The organism is Humisphaera borealis (assembly GCF_015169395.1).
In the GTDB taxonomy this organism is placed as follows: domain Bacteria; phylum Planctomycetota; class Phycisphaerae; order Tepidisphaerales; family Tepidisphaeraceae; genus Humisphaera; species Humisphaera borealis.
The window spans coordinates 6,759,522-6,772,695 of the sequence record NZ_CP063458.1 but is presented as its reverse complement, the minus strand read 5'-3'; the positions used below and the strand labels follow the sequence as shown (position 1 = coordinate 6,772,695).

Genomic DNA, 13,174 nt, shown 5'->3' with positions numbered 1-13,174 from the left:
TTCGGTTCCTTCTCTTTTTCCCGAGTTTTGCGATGTCCAACAGTTGGAAAGACGTGCTCGCCGGCAAGATCCCAGAAGACTGGGGCCGCGAGATTGATAACTTCGAAGCCCAGATGACCCTCCGCAAGGCGGCGAAGATCGAGGAGAAGGTCTTCGCCGAAACCCGCCTGCGCCGCGGCACCTACGGCCAGCGGTACGACAACGGCAAGCGGCACGACGGCATCACCACCCAGCCGCTGAACTTCCCCACGCCCAGCACCAAGGGCCCCGATACCATGTGGGATGCCCCGGGCATGACCCGCATCAAGATCCCGTTCGGCGGGCTCAACCCCGAGCAGATGCGCGTGCTGGCCGACCTGGCCGAAGAGTACTCCGACAACATCTGCCACGTCACCACGCGGCAGGACATCCAGCTTCACTTCACGCACATTGAAGACGCGCCGGCGCTGTTCCGCCGGCTCGCTGCCGTCGGCATTACCACCAAGGAAGCCTGCGGCAACTCGGTGCGCAATGTAACCGCCTGCCCGCTGGCCGGTGTCTGCCATACCGAGGCGTTCGACGTTACGCCGTACGCCAAGGCGCTGGCGTTTTACCTGCTCGGCCACCCCGACACGCAGGACTTCGGCCGCAAGTTCAAGATCGCGTTCTCCGGCTGCAAGCACGAAGCCTGCGCCCTGGTCTCGATTCACGACCTCGGCGGCATCGGCGTCATTAAAGAGATCGACGGCAAGCAGGTCCGCGGGTTCGAGCTTTACGTCGGCGGCGGGCTGGGCGCGGTGCCCCACCAGGCCAAGCTGATCGAAGAGTTCATCTCCGCCGAAGACCTGATGCCCTACAGCCGGGCCGTCGGCCGGGTGTTCGCACGGCTGGGCGAGAAGAAGAACCGCAACAAGGCGCGGGTAAAGTTCCTGGTGCAGAAGCTCGGCATCGAGGCGTTCAAGAAACTCGTCCACGACGAGATCGCCGTCATGCCGGAAGACCCGACCTGGCGGAAGCACTTCGACGAAATCCCGCAGTGGGATGAACGGCCGAAGGACGAACAACCGCCGCTGGTTGGCATCTCCGTCAATGGCAAGAAGTCGGACGACTACACCACCTGGGCCGCGACGAACATCTACAAGCAGCGGCAGGCCGGGTTCTCGGTCGTCACGGTGCATCTGCCGCTCGGCGATATGTCTGCCGACCAGACGCGCCTGCTGGCCGACATCACCCATCGATATGCGTCCGATCATGCCCGGCTGACCGTCGAGCAGAACATCGTGCTGCGATGGGTGCCGGATGCCAAGATTCCGGCGCTGTACGAAGAGCTGAAGGCGATCGGCCTGGGCCTGCCCGGCGCTGGGACGATCGTGGACGTGACGTCGTGCCCCGGCACCGACACCTGCAAGCTGGGCATCGCGTCCAGCCGCGGCCTGGCCGGCGAGCTGCGCAAGCGATTGGCCGAGAAGGCAATCAACATGGACGCGGCGATCAAGAACCTCCGCATCAAGGTATCCGGCTGCTTCAACTCCTGCGGCCAGCACCACGTCGCCGACCTGGGCTTCTACGGCAACAGCCGAAACGTCGGCGGTTACACGGTGCCGCACTTCCAGGTGATGATCGGCGGGCGTTGGCGCGACAACGGCGGGTCGTACGCGCTGGCGATCGGATCGATCCCCTCGCGCCGCATTCCCGACGTCGTCGACCGCATGACCGGCCGGTTCATCGCCGAGCGCCAGAGCACCGAAAGCTTCCAGGACTTCTGCCAGCGCATCGGCAAGAAGGAACTGAAGACGATGCTCGATGACATGACCAAGGTGCCCCCGCACCAGGTGTCGCCGGAGTATTACAGCGACTGGGGCGACCCGCGCGAGTTCACCATCGGCGACCTGGGCGTCGGCGAATGTGCCGGCGAAGTTGTCAGCCTGACCGAGTTCGGCTTCACCGACGCCGAGAGCAAGGCGTTCGAAGCGCAGCTGCTGCTGGACGAGAAACAGTTCCAGAAGGCCGAGGCGCTGGCGTACGAAGCCATCCTGACGGCGGCCAAGACGCTGGTGCAGTTGCAGTACCTCGACGTGCCGAACAACCCCGATGCGATCGTGAACGAGTTCCGCACGCGGTTCGTGGAGCCCAAGATTTTCTGGGACACGTACCACCACGGCCAGTTCGCCAACTACCTGTTCAACCGCCACAGCGAAGGCCCGGATCTGCGTTACAACGCCGACACGGTGCACAAGCTGGTGGAGGAGGCGAACCTGTTTATCGACGCGGCGCACAAGGCGCACGCCAAGTACCAGGCCGGCCTGGCGACAGCGGTGAACGTAGCCGCCGCCCCGGCGACGGTCTGATCTTTGTTCACTCTCCCTGTACTCGCGGGAGAGGGAGTAATTGTCATCCTGAGGTACTCCGAAGGACCTTAGACTGTGACCCTTTCAAGGAGCCGCGCACGGAGTGTACTCACGAAGTAAGCGGGTGAGCGGGAATGAGCCGCGAACCGACACCGTTCCCGCTTACTCCGTGAGTACACTCCGTGCGCGGCTCCTTGAAAGATTGACTCGTTCTCGGGATGACCGTTTTGCCTGGTTCGCTTTCATCCTTCAACATTCATCCTTCATCCTTACGCACATGGACTCCTCCAAGCTCGCCTTCAAACTCTTCCTCGAAAACCCTTCCGCTCTCGCGTCCGGCGAGATCGTGCCGGTGTTTCACAACCTGATCCAGCAGAAGGCGGTTCCCGACCACCTGCTGATCGACGTCGCCGACTACGAGCACGTGCCCAACGGCCCCGGCAGCCTGCTGGTGTCGCACGAAGCGAACATCCATCTGGACGACGGGCAAGGCCGGCGCGGGCTGCTGTACATCCGCAAGCAGCCGATCGCCGGCGACCTGCCCGAACGCATCCGCCAGGTGCTGCGGTACACGCTGGAAGTCGCGCACAAGCTGGAACAACATCCATCGCTCGCCGGCCGGGTGAAGTTCAAGACGGATGAACTCGCGTTCCGCATCAACGACCGCCTGCACGGCCCGAACTCGACGACGACGTACGAGGCGATCAAGCCGGCGCTCGAAGCCGTCCTCGCCGAGGCGTACCCGATTGCAGACCTGACATTGGAGTACCGCCCCGCGTCGCCGCTGGACTTGTTCGAAGTGAAGGTCAAGAGCAGCACGAACCCCGGCGCCGCGGCAATGCTCGAATGCCTCGGCTTCTTCCCCGCCGTCGCCTGAGGACGGAAGCCACAGACAGACACAGATGAGCACAGATAAGAAGCGGCTCAATCAGTGACACGGGCTTCCAGCCCGTGCTTGATGTGCAATGCTTCGCAAGCCCTTCGTACGAGAGATTTCGGACTCACACGCACCTCGCACGGGCTGGAAGCCCGTGTCACTGACTGAGCCGCTTCTCATCTTTGCCGATCTGTGTGCATCTGTGGTTCCCCTCCTCTCTACGCCAATAAACCAATCGGCCACGCGTACTTCTTGGCATGACTCTCCGCCGATTCGCGTTTCTCGTCCTGATCGCCTGCCTCACCCCCATCGCATCCGCTGAGAACTGGCCGCGGTTTCGCGGCGACAATGGCGCGGGTCACGCCGCCGGGCCGTTTACCGTTCCCGTCACCGCCGCCGACATCGCCTGGAAGACCACTCTCCCCGGTGTCGGCCACTCGTCGCCGATCGTCTGGGGCGACCGCGTGTACGTCACCTCCGCCGACGTCGACACCCTTCAGCGGTACGTCGTCTGCCTGTCGGCCGACACGGGCAAGGAACTCTGGCGGCACAGCGGCAAGTTCATCCAGTACCGCAAGCACCGCGACAACAGCTTCGCGTCGTCCACGCCCGCCGCCGACGAACTGGGTGTCTACGTCATCTTCACCACGCCACAGGAATACACGCTGCTCGCCCTCTCGCATGACGGCAAGGAACGCTGGAGCAAGTCCCTCGGCCGGTACGACAGCAATCACGGCGGTGGGTCGTCGCCGATGCTGTACGGCGAACTGCTGGTCATCAACCACGATCAGGAGTCCGGCGAGTCGGCGTTGCTGGCGTTCGATCGCAAGACCGGCAACCCCGTCTGGTCGCTGGAGGGCAAGACATCCGGCAAGGCAGCGATGAGCACGCCGACGATCTGGAAGCCGACCGCCAGTGCGGCAGCGAAGATCGCAGTCCCCGAGCAACTCGTCTACACCACCTTCGGCGGCGGCATCGCCGGGGCCGACCCCAAGACCGGCAGACGTCTCTGGTCGGCGAGCGACGTCTTCTTCAGCCGGCCGATCGGCTCGCCTCAGACGACAGGCGATCTGGTCGTCGGCGTGTGCGGCGAAGGCACCGGCAATCGCGCCCTGATCGCCGTCCGCCCCGATCCCACCGGCGCGAAGCCGCCGGAGCTGGCATACAAACTGGAACAAACCGGCCCCCACGTCCCCTGCCCGCTGATCGCCGGCAACAACCTCATCCTGCTCAACGACCTCGGCCAGCTCAGCGTGTGCGATGTGGCGACGGGCAAGATCAAGTGGTCGCAGAAACTCGCCGGCGCGTTCTACGGTTCGCCGATCATCGTCGGCGATGTGATGTGGGCGCTAAGCAAGACCGGCGACCTGTTCGGTATTCAGATCGGCGAAGACGCCGGCAAGGAAATCTGCAAGCTGAACCTGGGCGGCCAATGCCACACCACCCCAGCGATCGCCGACGGCAGGATGTTCGTTCGGACGGCGGGGATGGTTTACTGCATCAAAAAGTGATGCGGGAAATGACGAATGACGAAAATCGAATGACGAATGAAACTCCAAGACTCAATGTTCAAAACCGAAACGTCTGTTTGATCATTGAGATTTGAAGCTTCATTCGTCATTCGATTTTCGTCATTTGTCATTCACGCATCACTCTGCCTTCGAGAGCTTCCCCGCCTTCAGGACGAGCACGCGATCGGCTTCCCTCGCCAGCGTGCGGTCGTGGGTGACCATCACGATCGTCTGATTCTCGTCGCGGTGCAGTTTCTCGAGCAGGTCCATGATCTGTCGGCCGGTCTCGGCGTCGAGATTGCCGGTGGGCTCGTCGGCGAACAACACGCGCGGCTTGTTCATCAGCGCCCGGGCGATCGCGACACGCTGCCGTTCGCCGCCGGAAAGCTGGTTCGGACGGTGCGTCAGGCGGTGAGCCATGCCGAGCTGCGTGAGCACTTCGATCGCCCGCTCGCGCAGGGCCCGGCGCTGGCCGAAATAGTTGAACACCGAGAACCGCACCATCTGGCCGAGCATCGTGTTCTCGACGACGTTCAGCTCCGGCAGGAGGTGGTAGAACTGGAAGACAAAGCCGAACTCGCGGTTGCGGATGCGGGCCGAGACAGTGTCGTCCTTTTGGGCGCGGATCGTGCGGATCAGCCAGGCTGCTGCGACGGGAACGAGTAGAAGCAACCCGACAGCGAGATTGCCGATCGCGATGTTCGACCACGCCGTGGTCTCCGTCGGCGGAATGTCCTTCTTCGCCGTCATCGCCAGGTGGCCGAGCAGGAAGAACACCGGCGTCACCATCAGCCCGATCGCAATCCAGACGAACCACTTGCCCGTCAGCACGCCGACGACGCCGCGCCTGGCATTCTCCGGCGACACGCGGGTGTACTCGTGGCCTTCGAAGAATACGCCGCCTTTGGTGGGCGAATCGAGGGCGCCCATAATGTGCAACAGCGTGCTCTTGCCCGATCCGCTGCGGCCTTCGATCGCGATGAACTCGCCGGTCGCGATCGACAGGTTCACGTCCTGCAGCACCTGCACGACCGAGTCGCCCATCTTGAACGATTTGGAGACGGCGCTGGCGCGCACGATCGGCCCGCCGGCGCGGGACTTGGTGGATTCGGAGATGGTCGCGGCTTGGTGCATGAATCTTCTGATCTTGGCCCCGGAGGGGCCGACGCTGCTTGCCACGGGTGGAGCGAGGCCGGCTGGCCGGCAGAGGGGAACCCGTGGTCGATCGGATCAACAATTCCGCCCCGGTAGGGGCGGACTAAGCGTGGTCCATCGAGACGGCCTCGCCTTGGTCACAATTCGTCTGCCCCTCTGGGGCAGAGTTCGTTATGGATGGCTACCACGGGTTGCGCAACGCGGCTTTGCCGCTGTTGCTCCACCCGTGGCTAGCGTCGCCGGCCCCTCCGGGGCCGAAACATCAATTCGTCATCCGAGTGGCCACACTACAACCCAGTCGGTCCGTTACCGCCTGTCACTCCCAACGCAATGCTTCCACCGGCTGCATCCGTGCCGCGACGATCGCGGGGATCAGCGAACCGCACACCGCCGACAGCACCGCGATCGACAGGATCACGCCCACCGTCGCCGGGTCCATCGTGTTGGGGATGGTGTCGAAGGCATACACCTCCGGGTTGTACACCACCAGGCGGAACGTGCTGCCGAGCCAGTCGTGAATCTCGTTGATATTGTGGACAATGAGATAGCTCAGCAGCAGCCCCAGCCCCGCACCGACAATGCCGATCGCCAGACCATAGCCGAGGAAGATGCCGGCCACGCCGCCGTTGGTGGCGCCGACGCTCTTGATGATGCCGATGTCCTTCGTCTTCTCCGCAACGATCATGTAGAAGATGCAGAAGATCAGGAACACCGCCACCAGGCTGATGACGCCGAACAGCAGCGTGACCAGCACCTTCTCCCGCTCGATCTGGTCGAGGTACGTCCGCGACGCCTCCCGCCAGGTTTCCACCTTCGGGATGTAGACGTTGTAGTTCTTCGCGTACGGGTCGTTCATGTGCGAATCGACCACCGCCGCGACAACCTTGGCGATCTCCGCTCGGGCGGCGACGACGTCCGTTCCCGGCTTCAGGCGGACGTTGATCTCCGACGCCCGCGCCGGCGTCTGGTACTTCTCGCCGCTGCGGCGGTCCTCCACCTCGACCGAGTTCATTCCCAGATCGGCCTGCAACTGCTCGAACGGCACGTACACCGCGTTGTTATCGTATTGCCACATGCCCGTGCGGCTGTCGTCGATTATCCAATACGTCCGCTCGGCGCGGTCCACGCCGACGTCACCCTTGGCGCCGACGCCAAACACCGTCAGCTTTGCCCAGAGTTCGCGGTACTTCCAGGCGTCGCGGCCGACGAGCTCGCCTTCGCGGTTCTTGCGGACCTCCAGCAGGCGGGCGCCGCCGATCAGGCCGGGGTAGTTCGATTCGCGGGCCAACTCGCGCACCGTCTCACGCCACGCCTTGGCCGACGACAGCGCGTTGAGCGCATCCTGCTCGGCGGTCGTCATGCGGCCGCCGACCGCGAGCGACCACATTCTCGGCGTATAGAAGATGCGACGCAGGTTGACGTCTTTCCCGTCGCCCAACGGATGCGGCACGCTCTCGAAGTATCGGCGCGACAGCGATTCCCCGAACGGAAACGTATCGAGCAGCTTCTGCAGCGGGTCGGACAGCCCCTCGGGAAGCCGTCCCGACTGGGCGGAATAGTCGGTCCGCAGGTCAAATGTCTTCTTTGCCGGCGGGGTCTGGCCGTGCGCGGTGTAGGAACTGTGCTGCTGGTAAAGGCTCTGCGGAAAGCTGTTGACCAGGCCGATACGATCGATCTGAATTCCAAACACCTGCACGCCGACGGTCTTCTTCCCCTGGTCGGCAAAGCCGATGTTCACCAGCCCGTAGGTAGTGATCTGCGGCACGGCGGCCTGCGCGAAGGGCAGCTTTTCGATCTTCTCAACCATCTCCGGGTAATACGGGAACCCGCCCAGCCCGTCGGCCTTGACGATGACGTCACCCGTCATGCCACGGGCCGAAGTCTCGAACATCCGCAGCCAGCCGCCCATGACGGAGATGACGACGATCACCATCGCCGTGCAGAGCGTGACGGCGACGAGCGATACCCACGCGATGCGCCGGCGGCGGAGGTATTTGAGGATGAGGTGGAGTTTGTACATGCGGAATCAGCCGACCATCGCGAGCATGCCTTTGAGGCTTCGATTGATCACATCCGACAATGACATCTGGTGATCCGCGGCGTACTTCGTCGCGCTCTTGAGGACAGCAGGGTCAAGCCGTAGCAGCGTGACGCCTTCGGCATCGCGAAGAACGAACACCGATCGCGCCGGTGACTTCCTGGCCTTTTCGAACTGCGCCTTCTCGGTTTTGGTCAACGACCGAAGTTTCGACGCCGGGATCGGGCGGTCGAGCTCCTTCGTCGCCTCGGCCAGCTCGGCGGCGTTCATCTCCCAGTAGGGTTTAGGGGGCTGCTTTTTTCCCATATCACAAGGAGGTTAGGACTCGCCCGACCGCAAGTCGCGGGCATGAATGACATAGGCTGCGTTCTCGCCTTGCTCCAACGCCAGCAGTTCTTCCGGCGACAGCAGATCTGCGTCGATCGATTCCGGCGGTCGGAACACGAAGATCACGTTCAACCGACGGCCACCACGGGTTCGCCCGCGGACGAGAAACTTACCATTGCCCATGCCTTTTGGATAAGGCCGGGCGGCGCGACGGATCACGTCTTCCGCTTCAAACGGCTCGACCTGATGCTTGCCGATATGGGCGGTGTTCCAGTCATCCCAGACGAAGAACATCGTAATTCCTGTGGCATGGACATGTAGTCACGTCCGTGGCTTCTGCCGCGTGGCGGACACGGAAAAGAGTACTTGTCCATGCCACACGCGATCGCGTCCGCCAAGGCGGCCCCTACGATTGAGGGCGCATGAGCGGGAAAAGGATCACATCCCGAATACTTTCCGCGCCGGTCAGCATCATGATCAGCCGATCGATGCCCAGACCCAGGCCGCCGGCCGGGGGCATGCCGTACTTGAGCGCGGTCAGGAAGTCCTCGTCAATCTCCTGGCGTTCTTCCTTGTCGCCGACCTGGTCCATGAGCTTTTCGCGCTGGACGTCGGGGTCGTTGAGTTCGGTGTAGCCGGGGGAAATCTCCTGGCCGTTGATCGCCAGCTCGTAGACGTCGCAGAAGAACGGATCGGCCGGGTTCTTGCGGGCGAGGGGGATGATGACGCTGGGGACCTGGGTGACGAAGCAGGGGTCGACGAGGGTGGGCTCGATGAGCTTTTCGTACACCTCAATAAGCTGTTCGGCGGGCGACCCGTTCAGCTTCAGGTCCTTGCCCGGGTTCTTTGAGCGGAGATCCGCGATCTGTTCAGACGTCGCGGCTTCCTTCGTGAACTTCCATGCAGTCCGCTCCTCAACGAGGTCGGCAACACGCGCCCGCCGCCATCGTTGGCCGACCGGCTTGCTGGTGTCGCCTGCCAGGTTGATCGTCTTGCGAACGTTCCCCTCGGCGTCCTTGTGTTCGATCTTCAGCGTGCCGAACACGGTCTGCGCGATATGGCAGATCATCGATTCGACGAGCTCCGCCATCGTCTCCCAGTTGCCGTAGGCTTCGTACGCCTCGAGCATCGTGAACTCGGGGTTGTGTCTGGGGCTGATGCCTTCGTTGCGGAAGTTGCGGTTGACTTCGAAGACCTTACTGAAGCCGCCGACGAGCAAGCGCTTGAGGTACAGCTCGGGCGCGATGCGCATATAGAGCTTGAGGTCCAGCGCGTTGGAGTGCGTGATGAACGGCCGGGCGGCCGCGCCGCCGTGGATCGGCTGGAGCATCGGCGTTTCGACTTCGAGGAAGCCGCGTGCCTTCAGGAAGCTGCGCATCTCATCAATGATGCGAATGCGCAATTGCGCCAGCTTCATCACCTCGGGGTTGCTCCAGAGGTCGACGTACCGCTGGCGGTAGCGGATTTCGACATCCGTCAGCCCTTCCCACTTCGCCGGCGGCGGCAGGAAGCTCTTGCTGCCCATCGCCAGGCCGCTCGCCCAGACGGTAACTTCGCCGGTCTTGGTCTGGCCGAGCTTTCCGGTGACGACGATCTGGTCGCCTAGATCGAGCAGGTCTTGGATCTTCCAGGCTGTCTCTGACAGCCGCTTCTTATCCAGTGCGAACTGCATCAGGCCGGTCTCATCCCGTACGGTCAGGAATGAGAGCTTCCCAAATCGCTTCAAGAAGATAATGCGCCCTGCGGCTGTCACCTCGGGCCCGCCGTCCTGGCCGAACTCCGGTTTGTGCAGTTCTCGGACCTTCGCCAGCGGCAGCAGACCTTCAGTGCGAAGGCCGAACGGCTCGACGCCGAGCTCGCGCATTTTATGCGCTTTGGCCCGGCGTTCCTGTTCGTACGAGTTCTCGGACGTCGATTCTGGCGGAGTCTGCGATTCCATGTTCCCGTGGGTGAAAAGGTTGAGGATGATACGGACGATCATCCGAAAGGGATAGGGCGCTGAAAGGCGGTTCGGCGCAGCCGCGAACTTCTGATCACGGCGACTGTCCTGACACAGCTGTCCGTGACACGGGTTTCCAACCCGTGCGAGCGATGCAGGAGCAGGTCAAGTTCGAATCCTCAGTCCATTCTTAAAGAGAACTGAAGATGAAGTGTCACCGGAGTCCGAACGCACAATGCACGGGTTGGAAACCCGTGTCACGGACAGCGGTCCCATCTCCACATCTTTTGGGCTTCCGAATCCTGCTTTGTATTCTCGCTCTCGTCGCATCCGCCAATCTCGCCCCCGCCGCCGAACTGCGTGCGATCGACACCCGTCACTACCGCATCAACACCGATCTCGACCGCGAATTGGCGACGGACATCTCCCGCCGCATGGATGCGATGTACGACGAGTACGCCCGCCGCCTGGCCGCCTTCCAACCGGCCGACGACGTGCCGAAGCTGGAAGCCTACCTTTTCGCGAAACAGAAAGACTACCTCGCCTTCACCGGCGAGAAGCTGCACAACACCGGCGGCGTGTACATCCCCCGCCGCAACCTGCTGGCAGCATTCCTTGAAGGCCAGGGCCGCGACGGCCTGCGACGTACGCTGCAGCATGAAGCGTTCCACCAGTTCGCGTACAACGCGATCAGCAAAGAGCTGCCGGTCTGGCTGAACGAAGGCATGGCGCAGCTCTTCGAAGAAGCGATCTGGACCGGCGAAGGGTTCTGGCTCGGCCATATCGCGCCTCGGCGGGTGCGGCAGATCCAGAATGACCTGACCAAGGGCAAGCTGATTCCGTTCGAGAAGATGCTGCCGATGTCGCAGGACGAATGGGCGACCAACCTCGGCAACGACGGCGACCTGGGCGCTACGCAGTACAACCAGGCCTGGGCGATGGTGCACTTTCTTACGTTCGTCGCCGACGACAAAGGCCAGCCGATCCACCGCGCCCGGCTGATCAACATGCTGCGGCTGCTGCACGAAGGCAAAGATGCCGACGCTGCATTTAAGGAAGCGTTCAGCCCCAACATCAAGGGTTTCCAGGACCGCTTCGTCGAGTTCGGCAGGAGCCTCGAGCCGACGCCGACCGCGACGATCATCGAACGCCAGGGCGTGCTGGGCGACCTGTACTCTGAGCTGATCAAGCGGGGAATGAAGTTCGCGAATATCACGCAGTTCAAGCGGGCCGCCGTCGCCGGCGGGTATCGCATGCACTACACCAAGGGGGAGCTGAGCTGGGAAACCGAGAAGGACCTGAAGGTCTACTTCAGCGACATGGCCGGCCGGGCGTTGTCGCCGGAACAACTGTACTTCGAGGCCCGCCCCGGCGCGCCGCTGCCCGACATCGTCTGCCGCTGCCACGACGACTACCAGTTGCGCACCCGCTTTCACAAATCAGGCGACCGCTTCGAGCACGAAGTCGCCGTCGAAAAGCCGGGCACCCGGGTGGCCCGCGAGCTGGGGCGCGCGGAGTGATCCGTCGGCGGCGACGCCGGGCACAACACGTCTGGCGCAGCAAGAGAATCACAACGGAGTTCATCATGAGGCCTCTTGCCTCTCACCGAGAATGATGAAACCTTCGTACGGCGTGGGGATTGAACGCCAAGACGCCGAGACGCCAAGAGTTGCCTTGCCTTGGATGACGTCCTTGGCGACTCGGCGTCTTGGCGTTCATCGCTTCTATTTTCGGAGCAGGCTGCCCTCCGTGTCTCCGCGCTCCGTGGTGTTTTCCTTTCCCTTTGCAAAAGGTGTGTTCCGCACCCGGCGGCACAGGGGAGTCCCCGCTTTCCCTTCATCCCCCACCTTTCGCGTGGTATGGTGTCTGGCCAGCAACCCTTTAATACGCGAAGAGGTCGAACATGAGCAGGCAATTCTGGGTGATCGCACAGGACGGGCAGTCGTACGGGCCGGCCGATGAAGCCACGCTGTCGCAATGGGCTCGCGAAGGCCGACTGACGGCGTTGTCGATGTTGCAGGACGCGACGACGAACCAGCGATTGCAGGCGTCACAGGTGCCGAGCCTGGCGGCGGTGTTTGGGCCGCAGCGCGGCGCCGCACAGCCGCAGGGTTATCAGCAGTCGGCTGGGTTCCAGCAGCAGCAGACGGCAATGCCGGTATCGGCGGCTTACGGGGTGCCGCAAGGCTACCAGCAGCCGATCCGGCAACAGCCGGGATATCAACCGGGCTACCCGCAGCAAGTCGGGTATGCCAATCCTTATGCCCCGGCCGGTTCAACCTCTCATACGCTCACCAGCTTCAGCACGGTCGGCGTCGTCATTCTGCACTGGGTTACGCTCGGCGTCTTCTCGTTCATTTACCAGATGATGAAGCATGGAAGCTTGCCCGTTCGACGTCCGGATGATCCGTCGGCGGGCAAGGCGATCGGGTTCATGTTCATTCCGTTCTTCAATCTGTACTGGCTCTTTTTTGCCAATCTTCGGCTGATTGACCGAATCAACGAAGAACGCCGACAGGCCGGGCTACCGCAGAATGCCCCACGTGGCCTGGCGATGGCCTACTGCATCTGCATGGTGATCCCGTACATCAACTTACTGGTCGGCTTTCTGATCATGGGACCCATTTACTGGGGCACGCTCCAGGCAAACGTGAACGAACTGGTCCGCGCGACGCGGGGCCCGAACGCATAGACAGGTCGGGGATTGCGGGGTCAACGTCGCGCCGCGGTATTGCGACCTCTGAACCTTTTAGCGCCATCCCCGAAGGGGTGGGCTCGGCGCCGATCGCAGAAGTACTTCGACACGCAGGGACCGACCTTCCAATCCGCGCACGTTCCCCAGTCGCGCCACACCCACCCCTTCGGGGATGGCGCAAAAAGGGGTAGGTGGGTCCCATCGCGCCGCGTTCTGTCGCATTGCACTTCCTCGCGGACTCTCTTTTTCTCCGCGCCGTCCGGTCGTACAATCTCTCGCTTTCCCCAGCAGGACCATCAAGGAAT

General features: G+C 62.6%; 10 protein-coding genes. 5 read left to right on the top strand and 5 right to left on the bottom strand.

Translation table 11 applies throughout. From position 1 onward, the window contains the following. Positions 1-32 precede the first annotated feature (32 nt). The 3 genes from IPV69_RS25500 (at position 33) to IPV69_RS25490 (ending at position 4,715) form a co-directional block, all read left to right on the top strand. A complete protein-coding gene (locus tag IPV69_RS25500; RefSeq protein ID WP_206292550.1) occupies positions 33-2,327 on the top strand; it encodes a nitrite/sulfite reductase in 2,295 nt (764 codons plus the stop codon). A 277-nt stretch (positions 2,328-2,604) separates the two neighbouring features. Then, positions 2,605-3,204: a hypothetical protein gene (locus tag IPV69_RS25495; protein WP_206292549.1), complete on the top strand. Its 600-nt coding sequence runs from the start codon at positions 2,605-2,607 to the stop codon at positions 3,202-3,204. Between the two features lie 257 nt (positions 3,205-3,461). Then, on the top strand, positions 3,462-4,715 hold the full coding sequence (locus IPV69_RS25490; protein WP_206292548.1) for a PQQ-binding-like beta-propeller repeat protein: 1,254 nt from the start codon (positions 3,462-3,464) through the stop codon (positions 4,713-4,715). A gap of 138 nt (positions 4,716-4,853) precedes the next feature. Here the strand turns inward: IPV69_RS25490 and IPV69_RS25485 are convergent, their stop codons facing one another. From IPV69_RS25485 to lysS, 5 genes are all read right to left on the bottom strand, one after another. Further along, on the bottom strand, positions 4,854-5,849 hold the full coding sequence (locus IPV69_RS25485) for an ABC transporter ATP-binding protein (RefSeq protein ID WP_206292547.1): 996 nt from the start codon (positions 5,847-5,849) through the stop codon (positions 4,854-4,856). Positions 5,850-6,186: 337 nt separating this feature from the next. Beyond that, positions 6,187-7,890: an ABC transporter permease gene (locus IPV69_RS25480; RefSeq protein WP_206292546.1), complete on the bottom strand. Its 1,704-nt coding sequence runs from the start codon at positions 7,888-7,890 to the stop codon at positions 6,187-6,189. A 6-nt stretch (positions 7,891-7,896) separates the two neighbouring features. Continuing rightward, a complete protein-coding gene (locus IPV69_RS25475; RefSeq protein ID WP_206292545.1) occupies positions 7,897-8,214 on the bottom strand; it encodes a hypothetical protein in 318 nt (105 codons plus the stop codon). 12 nt (positions 8,215-8,226) lie between these two features. Continuing rightward, positions 8,227-8,529: a hypothetical protein gene (locus IPV69_RS25470; RefSeq protein ID WP_206292544.1), complete on the bottom strand. Its 303-nt coding sequence runs from the start codon at positions 8,527-8,529 to the stop codon at positions 8,227-8,229. Between the two features lie 112 nt (positions 8,530-8,641). After that, positions 8,642-10,216, bottom strand: a complete 1,575-nt coding sequence (lysS, locus tag IPV69_RS25465; protein ID WP_206292543.1) for a lysine--tRNA ligase — start codon at positions 10,214-10,216, stop codon at positions 8,642-8,644. 245 nt (positions 10,217-10,461) lie between these two features. On the opposite strand from lysS, the gene IPV69_RS25460 reads away from it, so the two are divergent. Both IPV69_RS25460 and IPV69_RS25455 read left to right on the top strand, forming a co-directional pair. Then, the gene (locus IPV69_RS25460) at positions 10,462-11,694 is read left to right on the top strand and encodes a DUF1570 domain-containing protein (RefSeq protein ID WP_206292542.1); all 1,233 of its coding nucleotides are present in this window, start codon (positions 10,462-10,464) and stop codon (positions 11,692-11,694) included. A gap of 383 nt (positions 11,695-12,077) precedes the next feature. Then, positions 12,078-12,866 carry a GYF domain-containing protein gene (locus tag IPV69_RS25455; protein ID WP_206292541.1) on the top strand — a complete coding sequence of 263 codons (789 nt, stop codon included), beginning with the start codon at positions 12,078-12,080 and terminating at the stop codon, positions 12,864-12,866. The last annotated feature ends 308 nt before the right edge of the window (positions 12,867-13,174 follow it).

Bases quoted from the DNA above. Each gene is read 5' to 3' on its own strand.
- IPV69_RS25500 (WP_206292550.1), top strand. From the start codon at position 33: ATGTCCAACAGTTGGAAAGACGTGCTCGCCGGCAAGATCCCAGAAGAC.
- IPV69_RS25495 (WP_206292549.1), top strand. From the start codon at position 2,605: ATGGACTCCTCCAAGCTCGCCTTCAAACTCTTCCTCGAAAACCCTTCC.
- IPV69_RS25490 (WP_206292548.1), top strand. From the start codon at position 3,462: ATGACTCTCCGCCGATTCGCGTTTCTCGTCCTGATCGCCTGCCTCACC.
- IPV69_RS25485 (WP_206292547.1), bottom strand. From the start codon at position 5,849: ATGCACCAAGCCGCGACCATCTCCGAATCCACCAAGTCCCGCGCCGGC.
- IPV69_RS25480 (WP_206292546.1), bottom strand. From the start codon at position 7,890: ATGTACAAACTCCACCTCATCCTCAAATACCTCCGCCGCCGGCGCATC.
- IPV69_RS25475 (WP_206292545.1), bottom strand. From the start codon at position 8,214: ATGGGAAAAAAGCAGCCCCCTAAACCCTACTGGGAGATGAACGCCGCC.
- IPV69_RS25470 (WP_206292544.1), bottom strand. From the start codon at position 8,529: ATGTTCTTCGTCTGGGATGACTGGAACACCGCCCATATCGGCAAGCAT.
- lysS (WP_206292543.1), bottom strand. From the start codon at position 10,216: ATGATCGTCCGTATCATCCTCAACCTTTTCACCCACGGGAACATGGAA.
- IPV69_RS25455 (WP_206292541.1), top strand. From the start codon at position 12,078: ATGAGCAGGCAATTCTGGGTGATCGCACAGGACGGGCAGTCGTACGGG.